Origin of the sequence: Buttiauxella warmboldiae, from assembly GCF_003818135.1 — a bacterium.
Lineage (GTDB): Bacteria > Pseudomonadota > Gammaproteobacteria > Enterobacterales > Enterobacteriaceae > Buttiauxella > Buttiauxella warmboldiae.
On record NZ_RPOH01000052.1, the window covers coordinates 1 to 18,263 of the forward strand.

Genomic DNA, 18,263 nt, shown 5'->3' on the forward strand with positions numbered 1-18,263 from the left:
CACGCTTTTTCCTGCGTTGTTAGTCATCTCTTTGTGGCGGCAGGCAAACCCCAATCCCACCGATGCCGCAATAGCCGTACGGATTTTTATGCAGATACTGCTGATGCTCATCTTCGGCGTAATAAAACGGCCCGGCATTGGCGATTTCAGTGGTGACTTTACGGTCATCCCCGGCAAGCGCCATTGCGTCCTGGAAGCGTTCAAAACTGGCACGGGCGGCGGCGTCCTGTTCCGGCGTAAGCGGGTAAATCGCTGAACGGTATTGCGTCCCTACGTCGCCGCCCTGGCGCATTCCCTGGGCCGGGTCATGATTTTCCCAGAATAAATGCAGCAGTTGTTCATAACTCACCACCTGCGGATCATAAACGACCCGTACGGCTTCAGTATGCCCGGTCATTCCGCTACACACTTCGCGATAGGTCGGGTTCGGCGTAAAGCCCCCGGCATAGCCTGCCGCGGTACTGTAAACCCCAGGCAGGCGCCAGAACATTCTCTCAACGCCCCAGAAACACCCCATCGCAAAATAAGCGATTTCCATTCCCTCTGGTACATTTGTCATCGAGTGTTGGTTTACCGCATGCAAAGTGGCGGTCGGCATCGGGGTGTTGCGGCCAGGCAACGCTTCCGACCGTGTGACGGGATGGGTTTTCTCAAATAATTTCATCAGCCATGCTCTCCCGCTATCGGCAAATGTTATCAACAACCGCCATGCGGTTGTAACCAGGCGTGTAATTGCAGACAATAACCACGCTTTATGAGACTACAGTAGATATAAGAATTATTTGGGTTATTGTGCGATTTTCAACCCTGTTTGTTGGGGTTTTGTTAAACCTGAGGGCGCGATAACGTTACCGTGCAGGGGTGGGAACAAGGAATTCAGGAGAAAACGTGTCACGAATCGCTATTTTTTGCTCGGCTTGTCTGTGCCTGGTAAGCGCGGGAGCTGGCGCCGCCAACGTGCGTTTACAGGTCGATGGGTTAAGCGGCGAACTGCAAAAAAACGTTCGCGCTCAGCTTTCTACCATCCAGAGTGATGAAGTGACGCCCGACAGGCGTTTTCGCGCGCGCGTGGACGATGCTATTCGTAACGGGTTGAAAGCGCTCGGCTACTACGAGCCAACCATTGAGTTTGACCTGCTGCCTCCTCCCGCTAAAGGACGCCAGGTATTGATTGCCAACGTCGATCCCGGCCCGCCGGTGCTGATTGGCGACACAGATGTGATTCTGCGCGGCGGGGCGCGTGCTGATAAAGACTATCTCGCGTTGCTGAGCGAGCGCCCGAAGACCGGCAGCGTGCTTAACCATCATGATTACGAAAGCTTTAAAAAAGATCTCTCCAATATCGCTGTGCGAAAGGGCTATTTCGACAGTGAATTCCTCAAAAGCCAGCTTGGAGTGTCGCTTGAGCGTCGCCAGGCATTCTGGGATATCGATTACAACAGCGGCGAGCGCTACCGTTTTGGCGCGGTGACTTTCGAAGGCTCACAGATTCGCGAAGAGTATCTGCAAAATCTGGTGCCGTTTAAGCAGGGCGATGCTTACCAGTCGAAAGATTTGGCTGAGCTGAACCGCCGTTTGTCAGCCACGGGCTGGTTTAATTCCGTGGTGGTGGCGCCAGAATTCGACGCCGCGCGCAAAACCAAAATCCTGCCGCTGCACGGCGTCGTTTCACCACGTACTGAGAACACCATCGAAACCGGCGTGGGGTATTCCACCGACGTGGGGCCGCGCGTAAAAGCGTCGTGGAAAAAACCGTGGATGAACTCTTACGGGCACAGCCTGACCAGTAATATCAGCCTGTCGGCACCGGAGCAGATCTTCGACTTCAGCTACAAAATGCCGCTGCTGAAAAACCCGCTGGAGCAATATTACCTGCTACAGGGCGGCTTTAAAGCCACCGATCTCAACGATACTAAGTCAGACTCCACCACCCTTGCCGTCTCGCGCTACTGGGATTTATCCAGCGGCTGGCAACACGCTATCAACCTGCGCTGGAGCCTCGACCACTTTACTCAGGCCGACGTCACCAATACCACCATGCTGCTCTACCCGGGCCTGAGCCTCAACCGCACCCGTTCGCGCGGCGGTTTAATGCCGACCTGGGGCGATTCACAACGCTACTCGATCGACGTTTCCAACACCATGTGGGGTTCCGATGTCGACTTTGCCGTCGCTCAGGCGCAGCAGGTCTGGATCCGCACCCTGCAGCAAAAACACCGTTTTGTGGTGCGTGGCAATGTGGGCTGGATTGAAACCAATAACTTCAACAAGGTACCGCCAGATTTGCGCTTCTTTGCCGGCGGCGACCGCAGTATTCGCGGCTATTCCTATAAATCTATCTCACCTGAAAACGATAAGGGCGAACTGACCGGGGCATCCAAACTGTTCACCGGCTCGCTGGAATACCAGTACAACGTGACCGGAAAGTGGTGGGGGGCGGCGTTTGTCGACTCCGGTGAAGCGGTTAACGATATCAAACAGAGCAACTTTAAAACCGGCGCGGGCGTGGGCGTGCGCTGGCAGTCACCGGTGGGGCCAGTCAAGCTCGACTTTGCCGTTCCGGTAGCGGACAAAGAGGAGCGCGGTTTACAGTTTTACATTGGTCTGGGGCCTGAGCTATGAGTCGCTGGAAGAAAATAAGCCTCGCGGTGTTGATCTTTGTGGTGCTACTGATTGGCGCCGTGGGATGGCTGGTGGGGACGACAACAGGGCTACATGTTCTGTTTAACGCGGCTAACCGCTGGGTGCCGGGGCTGGATATCGCCAGCGTAACCGGCGGCTGGCGTAATCTGACGATCAAAGGCTTGCGCTATCAACAGCCGGGCGTGGATGTTAGCGCAGGCGAAGTTAACCTCGCGCTCAAACCGGGCTGCCTGCGCGACAGCAGCCTGTGCGTCAACAATATCTCGCTCAAAGATATCGATGTGGTTATCGATAGCAAAAAAATGCCGCCGTCAGCGCAGGTTGAAGAAGAAGATACCGGCCCGCTGGATCTCACCACCCCATACCCGATAACGCTTGGGCGCGTGGCGCTTAATAACGTCAATATCAAAATCGACAACACCACCGTATCGGTGATGGAGTTTACCTCGGGTCTCAGCTGGCAGGAGCGCAACCTTACGGTCACCCCGACCCATCTTGAAGGCCTGCTGATTGCGTTGCCAAAAGTTGCCAAAGTCGCTCAGGAACAGGTGATTGAGCCGAAAATTGACAACCCGCAGCCGGAAGAGCTACCGCTTGGTGAAACGCTCAGACAGCTGTTTGAGAAACCGGTGCTGCCGGAAATGACCGACGTGCATTTGCCGCTGAACCTGAATATTGAGGAGTTCCGTGGCTCGCAGCTGCGCCTGACGGGCGACACCGATCTGCTGGTCAGCAGCCTGCTGCTGAAGGTCAGCAGTATCGACGGCGCCCTGAAACTGGATGCGCTGGATGTCGACTCTTCGCAAGGATTGGTTAATGCCACGGGAAGCGCTGAGCTGCGCGACAAATGGCCGGTGGATTTAACGCTCAATACCACGCTGAATATCGACCCGATGAAAGGCGAAAAGGTGAAGATAAAAATCGGCGGGGAGCTAAGAGAGGTGCTGAAAGTCGGTATCAATCTCGCAGGCCCGGTTGATATGGCGATGACCGCGCACGCTCAGCTTGCCGAGGCGGGTTTACCGCTCAATCTGGAAGTGGTGAGCAAGCAGCTCTACTGGCCGTTCAGCGGTAAAAAAGAGTATCAGGCCGATAACCTGAAGCTGAAGTTCAGCGGCAAAATGACCGACTATGCATTGTCATTGCGTACTGATGTGAAAGGCGAGCAAATCCCGCCTGCCACCATCACGCTTGATGCTAAAGGCAACGAGCAACAGCTCAAGCTCGATAAACTGCGCGTGGCGGCATTGCAGGGTAATACCGACCTCAAAGCGGTGCTCGACTGGAGCAAAGCCATCAGCTGGCGCGGCGAGCTAAAACTCGACGGCATCAACACCGCCAAACAATTCCCGGACTGGCCTGCGAAACTCAACGGCCTGGTGAAAACCAGCGGCAGCTGGTACGGCGGCAGCTGGCAGATGGATGTCTCCGAGCTGAAACTGGCTGGCAACGTCAAAAATAACCCAGTGAATGTTGCCGGCAAGCTCAACGGTAACAGCTATATGCAGTGGAAAACTCCCGGCCTGCACCTTGAACTGGGGCGCAATAGCGCGGATGTAAAAGGCGAGCTGGGGCAGAAAGACCTGGCGCTGGACGCCACCATTAATGCCCCCAATCTCGATAATGCCTTGCCGGGCCTCGGCGGCACCGCGAAAGGCACGATTAAGGTGCGAGGCGATGTGAAAGCGCCGCAGCTGCTGGCCGACCTCAGCGCAAACAGCCTGCGCTGGCAGGAGCTTTCCATTGCGCGCGTGCTGCTGAAAGGAGACGTGAAATCCACCGACCAAATCGCCGGAAGCCTGGATCTGCGCGTTGAGCGTATTTCCCAACCGGGTGTCGATCTTAGCCTGCTGACGCTGGCGGCAAAAGGGTCGGAAAAGCAGCACCAGCTACAGCTGCGAATTCAGGGTGAGCCGGTTTCCGGACAGCTTGATTTAAGCGGCAGCTTTAACCGTGCAGAAGAGCGCTGGCGCGGCAGCCTCAGCAACACGCGCTTTGCCACGCCGGTTGGCCCCTGGTCGCTAAACCGCGCTCTGGCGCTTGATTACCGCAACAAAGAGCAGAAAATCAATATCGGGGCACACTGCTGGAGCAACCCAAATGCCGAACTTTGCGTGCCGCAGCCGATTGATGCCGGTGCCAGCGGGCGCGCGCGGGTCAATCTGAACCGCTTTGATTTAGCGATGCTAAAACCGTTTATGTCAGAGGATACGCAAGCGACAGGCACCTTCAGCGGCCGCGCGGATGTGAGCTGGGATAGCGAATCTGACCGCCTGCCGCAGGGGTCTGTCACGCTCACCGGCAGCGGTGTGAAAATCATCCAGATAGTCAATGACAGCCCGCTTCCGGTGGCATTCGACACGCTGAATCTGAATGCGGAGCTTAAAAACAACCAGGCCAGACTGGGCTGGCTTATCCGCGTGGCGCAAAACGGCCAGTTCGACGGCCAGCTGCAAATCACCGATCCGCAAGGCCGCCGCAATCTTGGCGGCAACGTGAATATGCGCAACTTTGATTTGGCTATCGCCAACGCGGTGTTTGCGCGTGGGGAAAAAGCCGCCGGGAAGCTCAATGCCAACCTGCGCCTCGCGGGCAATGCGCAGCGACCACAGCTCTTTGGCCAGTTGCAGCTTAACGGCGTGGATATCGACGGCAACTTTATGCCGTTTGATATGCAGCCCAGCCAGCTGGCGATGAACTTTAACGGCATGAATTCGACGCTTGCCGGCACGGTGCGTACCAGACAGGGCGATATTGCTCTGAGCGGGGATGCCGACTGGACGCAAATCGACAACTGGCGCGCGCGGGTGGCGGCGAAAGGCAACAAGGTGCGCATCACGGTGCCGCCGATGGTGCGTCTGGACGTTTCACCTGACGTTGAATTTGTGGCAACCCCGAGCCTGTTCACGCTCGATGGCAGCGTGGATATCCCGTGGGCGCGTATCGTGGTGCATGAAGTGCCGGAAAGCGCGGTGGGGGTTTCCAGCGATGAAGTGATGCTGGATAAAGATCTGAAGCCGCTCAAACCGCAAACCGCAGGCATCCCGATCAACAGCAATCTGGTTATCCACGTTGGCAATAACGTGCGTCTGGATGCTTTTGGCCTGAAAGCGCGTCTGAATGGCGATTTGAAAATGGTGCAGGATCGCCAGGGCTTAGGTCTGAACGGCCAGATCAATATTCCTGAAGGGCGTTTCCACGCTTACGGACAGGATCTGCTGGTGCGCAAAGGGGAACTGTTATTTTCAGGCCCGCCGGACCAACCCTTGCTGAATATCGAAGCGATTCGTAATCCAGAATCGACGGAAAACGACGTTATAGCCGGCGTGCGCGTGACAGGATCGGCCGATGAGCCAAAAGCCGAGATATTTTCCGATCCCGCCATGTCGCAGCAAGAGGCCTTGTCCTACCTGCTTCGCGGCCAGGGTTTAGACAATTCTGGCGACGACAGCAACGCCATGACCTCAATGCTTGTCGGCCTGGGGGTTGCGCAAAGTGGTCAGGTTGTGGGTAAAATCGGCGAGACGTTTGGCGTAAGCAATCTGGCGCTTGATACCGCAGGGGTGGGGGAATCCTCACAGGTGGTGGTCAGTGGCTATGTGCTGCCGGGTCTCCAGGTAAAATATGGCGTGGGTATTTTTGACTCACTGGCGACGCTAACCCTGCGTTATCGCCTGATGCCTAAGCTGTATCTGGAAGCGGTGTCTGGTATCGATCAGGCACTTGATCTGCTTTATCAGTTTGAGTTTTGAGCGATGCGAATATTTGTTTACGGCAGTTTACGACGCAAGCAAGGCAACAGCCACTGGATGACCAACGCCCAGTGGCTTGGGGATCATTATGTCGAAAATTACGCTTTATACAGTCTGGGCCATTATCCGGGGGTCGTGCCGGGTGAGGGGTCAGTGGCTGGAGAAGTGTATCGCATAGATGCTTCAACACTCTCTGAACTGGATGCGTTACGCACCAAAGGTGGCGAGTATAAACGTCAGCTGATTCAGACCCCCTACGGTAGCGCATGGATGTATGTGTACCAAAGGCCGGTGGAGGGGCTAACCCGCATTGAAAGCGGTGACTGGATGGATAAAGATCGGTACTAGTTGATTCCCCCAAACGGCCACTCATTTGAGCGGCCGTTTTTCTTATACATAAAAAAACACCGTCGGCTGACGGTGTTTTTACCAGCATACAGCGAGGCTGAGAATTACTTCTTAGCGCGCTCGAAGGAAGCAACGATTTCAGCTTTAGCGGCTGCTGCGTTGTCCCAGCCTTCAACTTTCACCCATTTGCCTTTCTCCAGCGCTTTGTACTGCTCGAAGAAGTGGGAGATTTGCGCTTTCAGCAGTTCTGGCAGATCGTTCACATCTTTGATGTGATCGTATTCTTTGCTCAGTTTGGTGTGCGGAACCGCAACCAGCTTGGCATCTTCGCCCGCTTCGTCAGTCATTTTCAGCACCCCAACCGGGCGGCAGCGGATCACAGAACCAGGCTGCAGCGGGTACGGAGTGGGAACCAGAACGTCAACCGGGTCACCATCTAAAGAGAGAGTGTGGTTGATGTAGCCGTAGTTGCACGGATAGAACATGGCAGTCGACATGAAACGGTCAACGAACAGCGCGCCGGTGTCTTTATCAATTTCATATTTGATAGGGTCGGCGTTGGCTGGGATTTCGATAACAACGTAGATATCTTCTGGCAGATCTTTGCCCGCAGGGACGTTGAGTAAGCTCATCTCTTTTTCCTTTAAACTGGTGTCATTCAAGTGCCCGGTATTATAGCGAACTGGCAACGAATGTCTTGAGCTGTTTTCCCCTCCTCCCTTTGCGCGCAACGCGCTTTTCAGCGCCCTCTGACAACAGAAATATCCATAAACATAGCCGTATCTTTTATAAAATCGTGTAATCGGTTACAAGATTGTGATCCATTTGTTTAAATTGTGATGTAACTCATTCTGCTCCCCCACGCCTCAACTATAGTTTTTTCCGAAGCCCGGCTTTTCACCCTTCCCTAACCCTACGAGGATCTCCCTATGTGGAAGCGCTTACTTTTGGTCTCTGCAGTTTGTGCAGCTATGACGTCTATGGCGATAGCAGCGCCGTTGACGGTCGGTTTTTCGCAGGTAGGTTCTGAATCCGGCTGGCGAGCGGCAGAAACGTCGGTTGCGAAGAGCGAAGCCCAGAAACGTGGCATCACGCTGAAAATCGCCGATGGCCAGCAAAAACAAGAAAACCAGATTAAAGCCATTCGCTCCTTCATCGCCCAGGGAGTCGACGCGATCTTTATCGCACCAATCGTCGCCACGGGCTGGGAGCCGGTATTACAGGAAGCCAAAGAGGCTGAAATCCCGGTATTCCTGCTCGACCGTAATATTGATGTGAAAGATAAATCGCTGTACATGACCGTGGTGACCGCCAACAACGTGCTGGAGGGGCAGTTGATCGGCGAGTGGCTGCTCAAAGAGCTAAACGGCAGGCAGTGTAATGTGGTCGAACTCCAGGGCACCGTGGGCGCGAGCGTGGCAATTGACCGTAAGAAAGGCTTTGCCGACGCCATTTCCAAAGCTTCGAACGTGAAAATCATCCGTTCTCAGTCCGGCGATTTTACCCGCAGCAAAGGGAAAGAGGTGATGGAGAGCTTCATCAAAGCTGAGAGCAACGGCAAAAACATCTGCATGGTTTACGCCCATAACGATGATATGGCGATCGGAGCGATTCAGGCCATCAAAGAGGCGGGCCTGAAACCGGGTAAAGATATTCTGACCGGCTCTATCGACGGGGTGCCCGATATCTATAAAGCGATGATCGAGGGTGAAGCTAATGCCAGCGTCGAGCTAACGCCAAACATGGCAGGCCCGGCCTTTGACGCGCTCGAGAAATTCAAGAAAGACGGCACCGTGCCGGAAAAAGTGACCATTACCAGGTCCACGCTCTATCTGCCGGATACGGCGAAAGAAGAGCTCGAGAAGAAGAAATCGATGGGCTACTAGTTTGTGATTTACCCCTCCCCTTTCCCCTCTCCCCAGAGGGGAAAGGGGAAAGATTATAGAAGAAAGAGCGTTGTATTAATCCCCCTCTTCCTTTCAGGGAGAGGGCCGGGGTGAGGGTCACATGAATACCAACAATCAGGAAATTCTGCGCACGGAAGGCTTAACCAAACATTTCCCCGGCGTGAAAGCGCTCGACAAAGTGGATTTCAGCCTCAATCGCGGCGAAATCATGGCGCTGCTGGGTGAAAATGGCGCGGGAAAATCCACGCTTATCAAAGCGCTGACCGGGGTTTATCAGCGCGATAGCGGCCATATTTACCTTGAAGGGGAATCGATCTCAGCGAAAAATACCGCCCATGCGCAGCAGCTTGGCATCGGTACCGTATATCAGGAAGTGAACCTGCTGCCGAATATGTCGGTGGCGGATAATCTGTTTATTGGCCGTGAACCGCGTCGCTTTGGATTTTTACAGCGCAGGGAGATGGAGCAGCGCGCCACTCGCCTGATGGAAGGCTACGGATTTTCGCTTGATGTCGCCGAACCGCTCAATCGCTATTCCGTCGCGATGCAGCAAATCGTGGCGATTTGCCGGGCAATCGATCTCTCGGCCAAAGTACTGATCCTCGACGAACCCACCGCCAGCCTTGATACCAAAGAGGTCGAGATGCTGTTTACCCTGATGCGCCAGCTGCGCGATCGGGGGGTGAGCCTGATCTTTGTCACCCACTTCCTCGATCAGGTATATGATGTGACCGATCGCATTACCGTGCTGCGTAACGGATCGTTTGTCGGCACGCGAAATACCCAAGATCTGCCGCAGATCGAATTAGTAAAAATGATGCTGGGCCGCGAGCTGGAAGCGAACGCGTTAAACCGCGCAGGCCGTACCCTGCTGAGTGATAAACCCGTCGCAGCGTTTCAACACTTCGGCAAAAAAGGCACCATCGATCCGTTCAATCTGGAAGTCCGTCCTGGTGAGATCGTAGGCCTGGCCGGGCTGCTCGGATCGGGACGCACTGAAACTGCTGAGGTAATATTTGGGATCCGCCCCGCAGACAGCGGCAACGCGTGGATCAAAGGCAAACCACAAACCTTGCGCTCGCCGCACAAAGCCGCGTCGCTCGGCATTGGTTTCTGCCCGGAAGATCGCAAAACCGACGGTATTATTGCCGCCGCCTCGGTACGCGAAAATATTATTCTCGCCCTGCAGGCCCAGCGCGGCTGGCTGCGCCCTATTCCTGAACGTGAGCAATATCAGATAGCCGAACGGTTTATTCGCCAGCTTAGCATTCGCACCCCAGGCCCCGATCAACCGATTGAGTTCCTTTCCGGCGGCAACCAGCAAAAAGTACTGCTATCGCGCTGGCTGCTGACCAAACCGCAGTTTCTGATCCTTGATGAGCCGACGCGTGGCATTGACGTTGGCGCGCACGCCGAAATTATCCGCTTGATCGAAACGCTGTGTGCCGATGGCCTGGCGCTGCTGGTGATCTCCTCTGAACTCGAAGAGCTGGTGGGCTATGCGGATCGCGTGATCGTCATGCGCGACAGGCAGCAGGTGGCGGAGATCCCGCTCGATAAGCTTTCCGTAGCGGCAATTATGAATGCCATTGCGGCATAAGGAGTAAAACGTGATGCCCCGTTCATTGCCGCAGACGGATGCCGAAAAAACCAGGCGTAATTTTCGCAGGCTGCCGGGCATTCCGCAGCTGGTCGCGCTGGTGCTGGTGCTGCTGGTCGATAGCCTGGTCGCCAATCATTTCTTTGATATCGTGGTGCAAAACGGGCGCCTGTTTGGCAGCCCGATAGATATTCTTAACCGTGCGGCGCCGGTCGCATTATTAGCAATTGGCATGACGCTGGTGATCGCCACCGGCGGCATCGACCTTTCCGTTGGGGCGGTAATGGCGATTGCCGGGGCGACGGCTGCGGCCTTAACCGTTGAGGGTCACAGCCTGGCGGTGACGATCCTTGCGGCACTGGGCGTCGGCATTCTGGCAGGTTTATGGAACGGAATTCTGGTCGCCATTCTGAAAATACAGCCGTTCGTTGCCACGCTAATTCTGATGGTCGCCGGGCGCGGCGTGGCGCAGCTAATCACCTCCGGGCAAATCGTCACCTTTAGCTCGCCAAACCTCGCTTATCTTGGCAGCGGCTCGCTATTCTTCTTCCCGACGCCGGTGATAATCGTGCTGACGACGCTTTTGATCTTCTGGCTGTTGACCCGCAAAACCGCGCTTGGCCTGTTTATCGAGGCGGTGGGTATCAACATTCGGGCGGCGAAAAATGCCGGGGTGAACACCCGTACCGTGGTGATGCTGACTTATATGTTAAGCGGCCTGTGCGCCGCGATTGCCGGAATTATCGTCACCGCGGATATCCGCGGGGCCGATGCCAACAACGCCGGGCTGTGGCTCGAGCTTGATGCGATTCTTGCAGTGGTGATTGGCGGCGGCTCGCTGATGGGCGGGCGCTTTAACATTGCACTTTCGGTTATTGGCGCGCTGATTATTCAGGGAATGAACACCGGTATTCTGCTCTCCGGCTTCCCACCTGAACTCAACCAGGTGGTGAAAGCGGTGGTGGTCATGTGCGTACTGATTGTTCAGTCACCGCGTTTTATTGCTCTGCTTAAAGGACTGCGTCGTCATGATCAAACGTAACCTGCCGTTAATGATTACTCTGGCGGTATTTGTACTGGGGTATCTGTATTGTCTGACACAATTTCCCGGTTTTGCATCCACGCGGGTGATTTGCAATATCCTGACGGATAACGCTTTCCTGGGAATTATTGCCGTTGGCATGACCTTTGTGATCCTTTCCGGCGGCATCGATCTTTCCGTCGGCTCGGCGATCGCTTTTACCGGAGTGTTCCTGGCCAAAGCCATTGGCTACTGGGGACTGTCGCCGCTGGTCGCTTTCCCACTGGTGCTGACGATGGGCTGTGCATTCGGCGCGTTTATGGGGCTGCTGATTGATGCATTGAAAATCCCGGCCTTTATTATCACGCTCGCCGGCATGTTCTTCCTGCGCGGGGTCAGCTACCTGATTTCGCAAGAGTCGATCCCCATCGATCACCCGATTTACGACACGCTTTCAAATCTCGCCTGGCGTATTCCCGGCGGCGGTCGCTTGAGCGCTATGGCTCTGCTGATGCTGGCCGTGGTGGTCATCGGTATTTTGCTGGCCCATCGCACCCGCTTTGGTAACCAGGTTTACGCGATTGGCGGCAATGCGACCTCGGCAAATCTGATGGGGATTTCTACCCGCAGCACCACTATTCGTATCTATATGCTCTCCACCGGGCTTGCCACGCTGGCAGGGATTGTCTTCTCGCTCTATACCTCGGCGGGTTATGCGCTGGCGGGAATGGGGGTGGAGCTGGACGCGATTGCCTCGGTCGTTATCGGCGGCACCTTGTTGAGCGGCGGAGTCGGCACGGTTTTGGGAACCCTGTTTGGCGTGGCGATTCAAGGTCTTATCCAGACTTACATTAACTTTGACGGTACGCTAAGCTCCTGGTGGACAAAAATCGCCATCGGTATTTTGCTGTTTATTTTCATTGCCCTGCAGCGTGGCCTGACGGTGCTGTGGGAAAACCGCCAAAGCTCGCCGGTAAAACGGATTAACGTCCGGCCCGGCCAAAGCTGAATCGCTTTGCTGCGTATCTGGAAGGCCCCCGCAGCGCGCTTTCTCTCGTTACCGGGCGGCTGCAGATAATCGCACAATGTCTCTCCTTGCTGTTCGCATCGCCCCTCAGGTAGGGTATATTCCGGGTTTTACGGAGGAACCATGCTGACCAACTCATCTATACGTCTGAACAAATACATTAGCGAGAGCGGTATCTGCTCCCGTCGTGATGCCGATCGTTATATCGAACAGGGAAATGTTTTTATTAACGGCAAACGCGCCGCGATTGGCGATCGGGTATTTACCGGGGATGTCGTAAAGGTTAACGGTCAGCTTATCGAACCCCGTGACGAAGACGATCTGGTGCTGATCGCGCTGAATAAGCCTGTGGGTATCGTGAGCACCACCGAAGATGGCGAGAGGGACAACATTGTTGATTTCGTTAACCACAGCAAACGCGTTTTCCCCATCGGCCGCCTGGATAAAGACTCCCAGGGGCTGATTTTTCTCACCAACCATGGCGATCTGGTCAACAAAATCCTGCGCGCCGGGAATGACCACGAAAAAGAATATGTTGTAACGGTCAATAAACCGGTGACCGACGAATTCATTAGCGGCATGGGCGCGGGCGTGCCGATGCTGGGAACGGTAACCAGGAAATGCAAAGTGAAGAAAGAAGCACCGTTGGTGTTTCGCATCACGCTGGTTCAGGGGCTTAACCGCCAGATTCGCCGCATGTGCGAACACTTTGGTTATGAAGTGACGAAGCTGGAACGTACCCGCATCATGAATGTCAGCATGAAAGGGCTGCCGCTGGGGGAATGGCGCGATTTGAACGACGATGAGCTAGTCGAGCTGTTTAAACTGATAGAGAATTCTTCTTCCGAAGCAAAACCGGCAAAGAGCGCCAGGCCAAAGGCAAAACCCACCGTAGTGAAAAAACCGCTGGTTAGCGGGCCGAAGAGCAGCGCTAAAACCCCGGCCGAGCTGGCATCACGCAAACGCTTTGCCCAGCCAGGGCGCAAGAAGAAAGGACGCTAAATTAGCGCTTCCCGCGAGTATGGTTGTTTGCAGACCAGGAGTAGGTTGCAGAGGTATCCAGTTTTGCTGTTTTTTGCTTTTTAATCTGGCGGGCTTTTTTGGCCGCCAGTTCACGTTCGGCGATCAATTGGTCAATATAGGTTTTTTTAACGTGGTTGATTTCTGAGTTTGTCAGAGGGCGGCCATGGGCGATGCGTGCGCGGTCCAGCCGCGTTTTCAACTCACGCTGCTCGGCTTCGGTCATATCTTGCTGTGTCAATCTGGATGTGGACATCATTGCGGCCTCTTAAGAAGTGGCCATCAGTGTAAAGCAAAGCGCCCGCAAGCTCAGTAAAAATCAGCTTCTCGCGCTAAAGTTCCCCCGGGGAAAGAATCTTTATCCTCGGTCTTGTCGGCAAATCCGTCAGCGTATCGGTTAGATAAAAAACCATTGCCCGGTTTCCCGGGCAATGGGTTACGACGCGATTTTTACTCGAACAAATTGTGGTGCAGCTTTTGCACAACCTGCTCTACGTCGTCGCCGGGCACCAGGAAGCACAGGTTATAGCTGGATGCCCCATAGCAAATCATGCGGATATGGAACGGCTCAAGCACGCCAAACACCTCTTTGCCCACGCCACAGGCCCTGGAGAGCTTATTGCCGATGATAGCAACCAGCGCGAGGTTTTCCTCCACTTCCACGCGGCACAGCGAAGAGAGTTCGGTCAGTAGCGATGTCGTCAACAGGCTGCTATCGGAAGAGGTTATGCCGGTAGTATCCAGCGTCAGCGCTATGCTCACTTCAGAAGTGGTTATCAAATCGACGGAGATATTGTGGTGCGCCAGAATATTGAACACTTCCGCGAGGAAACCGTGAGAATGCAGCATATTCAGGCTATGCAACGTCACCAATGTTTGTTTACGGCGTACGGCCAGCGCGCGGAACAGAGGCGGGTTATCGGTTTCGTTGCACACCAGCGTACCGCCGGCTTTCGGATCTTTGCTGGAGCCGACAAACACCGGAATGTCGCTACGCACTGCGGGCAATAATGTCGCCGGATGCAGCACTTTTGCGCCGAATGTCGCCATTTCAGCCGCTTCTTCAAAAGCAATTTTATCGATGCGTTTTGCCGTGGGCACCATACGCGGGTCGGTGGTGTAAATCCCCGGCACGTCAGTCCAGATATCCACCCGGATAGCATGGAGCGCTTCGCCCAGCAGCGCTGCGGTATAGTCGCTACCGCCGCGGCCAAGCGTGGTGGTGCGCCCTTTCGCTTCACTACCGATAAAGCCTTGAGTGACCACCAGAGATTGCGCCAGGCGCGGCTGAAGTTGCTGGCTCGCCAGTTCAGCTAACGTGGCAACATCAGGCTCAGCGCGGCCAAAACGGTCGCTGGTACGCAGAATTTTACGGATATCAAACCACTGCGCCTCGACCTGGCGCTCGCGCAGGATCTCGACAAACAGCAGCGAGGACATCAGCTCACCGTGGCTAACCAGTTCGTCAGTTAACGCGCTGGAGGTGGCGAGAGACGCCGCTTCCGCCAGGGTGGTGATATTTTCAAGCAGACGTTCAACCTCTTCGCGAATAATTTGCGGGTTAGCCAAACGTTCAACAATGTCATATTGAATTTTACGAATCGCATCGAGCTTCACGAAACGCTCTGTTGCTTCCAGGCCGCTTGCCAGCGCAACCAGCAAATTGGTTACACCCGCCGATGCGGAAAGAACCACTACGCGAACATTTTCATCAGCCAGTACCACATCGGCACTGTGGTTCATCGCGTCGTAATCTGCAACGCTGGTCCCGCCAAATTTGGCAATAACGGTTTGTGGATAGGACATTACAGTACAGCCTCGTGTCAGGGGTCACGCCCATCATTCTGAGTCGAATAATATAGGGACTATGGCAAAAAATTATTCAGCCTTGGCACACAAGAGAGGGGCGGATACGGGGCAGACGTAGAAAAGAAGTTCTGAACTACGATACACCCAGAAGCGCCCCACCTTGTCTACCCGGGATCTTTGCCAATCCGGGTAGAAGCATCCGACTACCGAATGCTTCTGGTGACAGCCCAGGGGATTCAGCCCCTGTAGCCGATAGCGCACGCTGCCATACGTACGCTACCTCGGCGTCGCTCCCCCTCCTGTGTCGTCTGCGGATTGGCTCCTCAAACACGATACCTGGGCGACGCGCCTCTTCTGGCTTACTCACGAGTGAGTAAGTAGCCGTATAGAAATAAAATGTTACGCGCCAGATGTCAACGTCTGAAATAGGGGGATTGATCATTCAATATCGGAGCAGGCCGCGTGCGGAGTGCGTCCTGAGAGTGGTTTTCCATTTACCACACCAGGTATTTTCTCTGCTTGCTGGCTAAAAAACGGCGCAGATTCGATATTTTTCTCCAGATATTTCAGCAAGGTAAAATTTTCACTCGGCTGAGTTAGTTTAACTAGCGCATTTACCTGTAGCACTGGATGCGACAGCCCCATAAAATTTTTACCTTACAGGCTGACAAGACCATACTGTTTTTCTCAGCCTCAACGGGATCGTCAGAGGCCTGCGCGCCCCCGCTCACCTTTTCGCGGGCACATAACCTGAAACGCTATTCCCGGAGCAACGGTAGAAAAATCATCACAAATCCCGTTTGGTGGATATACAATTGACCGCAGTCACAGTTCTCAAATCAAAAGGGTATCGCTATGAAAAATATCAACCCAACGCAGACCGCTGCATGGCAGGCCTTGCAGGCGCATTTTGACGAAATGAAAGACGTCACCATCGCCGAGCTGTTCGCTCAGGATGCTGACCGTTTTGGCAAGTTCTCCGCAACGTTCGACGATTTAATGCTGGTGGATTATTCCAAAAACCGCATCACTGAAGAAACCCTGACCAAATTGCAGGCGTTGGCAAAAGAGACGGATTTGCAGGGCGCGATTAACTCCATGTTCTCCGGCGAGAAGATTAACCGCACTGAAGATCGCGCTGTGCTGCACGTTGCCCTGCGCAACCGCAGCAACACGCCAATTATCGTTGATGGCAAAGATGTGATGCCGGAGGTGAACGCGGTGCTTGAGAAGATGAAAACCTTCTCCGAAAGCATTATTAGCGGCGGCTGGAAAGGCTATACCGGGAAAGCGATTACCGACGTGGTGAACATCGGTATTGGCGGCTCTGACCTTGGCCCCTTCATGGTGACCGAGGCGTTACGCCCATACAAAAACCACCTCAACATGCACTTCGTGTCTAACGTTGACGGCACCCACATTGCCGAAGTGCTGAAGAATGTCGACCCGGAAACCACGCTGTTCCTGGTGGCGTCTAAAACCTTCACCACCCAGGAAACCATGACCAACGCCCACAGCGCGCGCGACTGGTTCCTGGCAACCGCTGGCGACAACAAGCACGTGGCGAAACACTTCGCGGCACTCTCTACCAACGCGAAAGCGGTGGGCGAGTTTGGTATCGACACGGCCAACATGTTCGAATTCTGGGACTGGGTCGGCGGCCGTTATTCCCTGTGGTCCGCGATTGGCCTCTCCATCATCCTGTCCGTGGGTTACGACAACTTCGTTGAGCTGCTCTCCGGCGCGCACGCCATGGACCAGCACTTTGCCAACACCCCGGCGGAACAAAACCTGCCCGTGCTGCTGGCGCTGATTGGCATCTGGTACAACAATTTCTTCGGCGCTGAAACCGAAGCGATTCTGCCATACGACCAGTACATGCACCGTTTTGCCGCCTACTTCCAGCAGGGCAACATGGAATCCAACGGCAAATACGTTGACCGTAATGGCAATGCGGTAGATTACCAGACCGGCCCAATCATCTGGGGCGAGCCGGGCACCAACGGCCAGCACGCGTTCTACCAGCTGATTCACCAGGGCACCAAAATGGTTCCTTGTGACTTCATCGCGCCTGCGACCAGCCACAACCCGCTTTCCGATCATCATCCAAAACTGCTGTCTAACTTCTTCGCTCAGACAGAGGCGCTGGCGTTTGGTAAAGCACGCGACGTGGTTGAGCAGGAATATGCCGCTCAGGGTCTCGATCCTAAAACGCTGGAACACGTTGTGCCGTTCAAAGTGTTTGAAGGCAACCGCCCAACTAACTCCATCCTGCTGCGTGAAATCACCCCGTTCAGCCTCGGCGCGCTGATTGCGCTGTATGAACACAAGATCTTCACCCAGGGGGCGATTCTGAATATCTTCACTTTCGATCAGTGGGGCGTGGAATTAGGCAAGCAGCTGGCTAACCGTATTCTGCCAGAGCTGGGCGACAAAGCAGAAATCACCAGCCATGACAGCTCAACGAATGGTTTGATTAACCGCTATAAATCCTGGCGCGCATAATAAAGTATTCGCGTTAAATATAAGCCGGCCTTATGCGCCGGCTTATTTATGGGCGCGGCATAATTATAAGATAAATCTACTTGCCGCACAGTCATGCCAATTTAGCCGCTTGAGGTTAATCCTAAAAATCCTTAAATCCTGATAAGCAAGGAGGATTACTTTCGGATTAATTAGATTAAACACATCAGGAAAAATATCCTAACAAACTGTTTTTAATACTTTAAATTAATTTGAAATAATCTGAATGTTATTCTATTTCCATTTATCTTAAAGCTCCCCCTGTATTCCCCGCTGCGGCTTATCGCTATTACTTGTTGTGTATACTCGAAAGCGCCTGAAATTCTTTTGGGCAACTCTCCATTCATTCAATGAAGGGAAATTGTTATGAAGAAAGTTCTGTATGGCGTTTTTGCCATATTCACGTGGGCTGCGGCTGGCACGGCAAATGCTGACCCGGTTTCCGTGGGTGAAGCAGCTGGCGCACAAGCCACAAATGTGTCCGCAGGAAGTTCTACTGCGACCAGCGCCAGCACTGTCGGGTCGGCAGTGGGCGTAGCACTTGCCGCAACCGGTGGGGGTGACGGTTCTAATACCGGGACCACAACCACCACCACGACCAGCACCCGGTAAC

The 18,263-nt window shown here is 54.3% G+C and carries 15 protein-coding genes and 1 riboswitch; of the genes, 10 read left to right on the forward strand and 5 right to left on the reverse strand.

Annotated elements, in window-relative coordinates; genetic code table 11:
- Window positions 1–19: 19 nt before the first annotated feature.
- Window positions 20–664: a peptide-methionine (S)-S-oxide reductase MsrA gene (msrA, locus tag EHN07_RS12805; RefSeq protein ID WP_124024524.1), complete on the reverse strand. Its 645-nt coding sequence runs from the start codon at window positions 662–664 to the stop codon at window positions 20–22.
- Window positions 665–888: 224 nt separating this feature from the next.
- Here msrA and tamA point away from each other — a divergent pair, with 224 nt between their 5' ends.
- Genes tamA through EHN07_RS12820 form a run of 3 tightly spaced genes read left to right on the forward strand, consistent with a single transcriptional unit; the run spans window position 889 to window position 6,743 of the window.
- Entirely contained in the window at window positions 889–2,622 is a 1,734-nt protein-coding gene (tamA, locus tag EHN07_RS12810; RefSeq protein WP_124024525.1) for an autotransporter assembly complex protein TamA, read from the forward strand.
- The gene (gene tamB / locus EHN07_RS12815; RefSeq protein ID WP_124024526.1) at window positions 2,619–6,395 is read left to right on the forward strand and encodes an autotransporter assembly complex protein TamB; all 3,777 of its coding nucleotides are present in this window, start codon (window positions 2,619–2,621) and stop codon (window positions 6,393–6,395) included. Before tamA ends, tamB begins: the two co-directional genes overlap by 4 nt.
- A 3-nt stretch (window positions 6,396–6,398) precedes the next feature.
- Window positions 6,399–6,743, forward strand: coding sequence for a gamma-glutamylcyclotransferase family protein (locus EHN07_RS12820; RefSeq protein ID WP_124024527.1), 345 nt, complete (start codon window positions 6,399–6,401; stop codon window positions 6,741–6,743).
- Between the two features lie 104 nt (window positions 6,744–6,847).
- Here the strand turns inward: EHN07_RS12820 and ppa are convergent, their stop codons facing one another.
- Window positions 6,848–7,375 carry an inorganic diphosphatase gene (ppa, locus tag EHN07_RS12825; RefSeq protein WP_124024528.1) on the reverse strand — a complete coding sequence of 176 codons (528 nt, stop codon included), beginning with the start codon at window positions 7,373–7,375 and terminating at the stop codon, window positions 6,848–6,850.
- Window positions 7,376–7,672: 297 nt separating this feature from the next.
- Between ppa and ytfQ the strand changes: the two genes are divergently transcribed.
- The 5 genes from ytfQ to rluF all read left to right on the forward strand — a co-directional run bounded on the left by ytfQ (window position 7,673) and on the right by rluF (window position 13,300).
- Window positions 7,673–8,629, forward strand: a complete 957-nt coding sequence (gene ytfQ, locus EHN07_RS12830; protein ID WP_124024529.1) for a galactofuranose ABC transporter, galactofuranose-binding protein YtfQ — start codon at window positions 7,673–7,675, stop codon at window positions 8,627–8,629.
- Window positions 8,630–8,750: 121 nt separating this feature from the next.
- Window positions 8,751–10,250: a galactofuranose ABC transporter, ATP-binding protein YtfR gene (gene ytfR, locus EHN07_RS12835; protein WP_124024530.1), complete on the forward strand. Its 1,500-nt coding sequence runs from the start codon at window positions 8,751–8,753 to the stop codon at window positions 10,248–10,250.
- Between the two features lie 13 nt (window positions 10,251–10,263).
- A complete protein-coding gene (ytfT, locus tag EHN07_RS12840) occupies window positions 10,264–11,292 on the forward strand; it encodes a galactofuranose ABC transporter, ATP-binding protein YtfT (protein WP_124024531.1) in 1,029 nt (342 codons plus the stop codon).
- The gene (gene yjfF, locus EHN07_RS12845) at window positions 11,279–12,280 is read left to right on the forward strand and encodes a galactofuranose ABC transporter, permease protein YjfF (RefSeq protein ID WP_124024532.1); all 1,002 of its coding nucleotides are present in this window, start codon (window positions 11,279–11,281) and stop codon (window positions 12,278–12,280) included. Before ytfT ends, yjfF begins: the two co-directional genes overlap by 14 nt.
- A gap of 141 nt (window positions 12,281–12,421) precedes the next feature.
- Window positions 12,422–13,300, forward strand: coding sequence for a 23S rRNA pseudouridine(2604) synthase RluF (gene rluF / locus EHN07_RS12850; RefSeq protein ID WP_124024533.1), 879 nt, complete (start codon window positions 12,422–12,424; stop codon window positions 13,298–13,300).
- A 1-nt stretch (window position 13,301) separates the two neighbouring features.
- Here rluF and EHN07_RS12855 read toward each other — a convergent pair whose 3' ends face one another.
- The 3 genes from EHN07_RS12855 to EHN07_RS12865 all read right to left on the reverse strand — a co-directional run bounded on the left by EHN07_RS12855 (window position 13,302) and on the right by EHN07_RS12865 (window position 15,772).
- The gene (locus EHN07_RS12855) at window positions 13,302–13,574 is read right to left on the reverse strand and encodes a YjbD family protein (RefSeq protein ID WP_124024550.1); all 273 of its coding nucleotides are present in this window, start codon (window positions 13,572–13,574) and stop codon (window positions 13,302–13,304) included.
- 194 nt (window positions 13,575–13,768) lie between these two features.
- On the reverse strand, window positions 13,769–15,124 hold the full coding sequence (gene lysC, locus EHN07_RS12860) for a lysine-sensitive aspartokinase 3 (RefSeq protein WP_124024534.1): 1,356 nt from the start codon (window positions 15,122–15,124) through the stop codon (window positions 13,769–13,771).
- Between the two features lie 143 nt (window positions 15,125–15,267).
- Window positions 15,268–15,489, reverse strand: a riboswitch (Lysine riboswitch).
- A 76-nt stretch (window positions 15,490–15,565) separates the two neighbouring features.
- On the reverse strand, window positions 15,566–15,772 hold the full coding sequence (locus EHN07_RS12865; RefSeq protein WP_124024535.1) for a hypothetical protein: 207 nt from the start codon (window positions 15,770–15,772) through the stop codon (window positions 15,566–15,568).
- Between the two features lie 210 nt (window positions 15,773–15,982).
- On the opposite strand from EHN07_RS12865, the gene pgi reads away from it, so the two are divergent.
- Both pgi and yjbE read left to right on the forward strand, forming a co-directional pair.
- Window positions 15,983–17,632: a glucose-6-phosphate isomerase gene (gene pgi, locus EHN07_RS12870; RefSeq protein ID WP_124024536.1), complete on the forward strand. Its 1,650-nt coding sequence runs from the start codon at window positions 15,983–15,985 to the stop codon at window positions 17,630–17,632.
- A 384-nt stretch (window positions 17,633–18,016) separates the two neighbouring features.
- Complete coding sequence (gene yjbE, locus EHN07_RS12875; RefSeq protein ID WP_124024537.1) at window positions 18,017–18,262, forward strand: exopolysaccharide production protein YjbE; 246 nt, start codon at window positions 18,017–18,019, stop codon at window positions 18,260–18,262.
- Window position 18,263: the final 1 nt, after the last annotated feature.

Coding starts and splice junctions, on each gene's coding strand:
- ytfT (WP_124024531.1), top strand. CDS start 10,264: ATGCCCCGTTCATTGCCGCAGACGGATGCCGAAAAAACCAGGCGTAAT.
- EHN07_RS12865 (WP_124024535.1), bottom strand. CDS start 15,772: ATGGGGCTGTCGCATCCAGTGCTACAGGTAAATGCGCTAGTTAAACTA.
- ppa (WP_124024528.1), bottom strand. CDS start 7,375: ATGAGCTTACTCAACGTCCCTGCGGGCAAAGATCTGCCAGAAGATATC.
- ytfR (WP_124024530.1), top strand. CDS start 8,751: ATGAATACCAACAATCAGGAAATTCTGCGCACGGAAGGCTTAACCAAA.
- yjfF (WP_124024532.1), top strand. CDS start 11,279: ATGATCAAACGTAACCTGCCGTTAATGATTACTCTGGCGGTATTTGTA.
- tamB (WP_124024526.1), top strand. CDS start 2,619: ATGAGTCGCTGGAAGAAAATAAGCCTCGCGGTGTTGATCTTTGTGGTG.
- ytfQ (WP_124024529.1), top strand. CDS start 7,673: ATGTGGAAGCGCTTACTTTTGGTCTCTGCAGTTTGTGCAGCTATGACG.
- EHN07_RS12820 (WP_124024527.1), top strand. CDS start 6,399: ATGCGAATATTTGTTTACGGCAGTTTACGACGCAAGCAAGGCAACAGC.
- EHN07_RS12855 (WP_124024550.1), bottom strand. CDS start 13,574: ATGTCCACATCCAGATTGACACAGCAAGATATGACCGAAGCCGAGCAG.
- lysC (WP_124024534.1), bottom strand. CDS start 15,124: ATGTCCTATCCACAAACCGTTATTGCCAAATTTGGCGGGACCAGCGTT.
- rluF (WP_124024533.1), top strand. CDS start 12,422: ATGCTGACCAACTCATCTATACGTCTGAACAAATACATTAGCGAGAGC.
- yjbE (WP_124024537.1), top strand. CDS start 18,017: ATGAAGAAAGTTCTGTATGGCGTTTTTGCCATATTCACGTGGGCTGCG.
- pgi (WP_124024536.1), top strand. CDS start 15,983: ATGAAAAATATCAACCCAACGCAGACCGCTGCATGGCAGGCCTTGCAG.
- msrA (WP_124024524.1), bottom strand. CDS start 664: ATGAAATTATTTGAGAAAACCCATCCCGTCACACGGTCGGAAGCGTTG.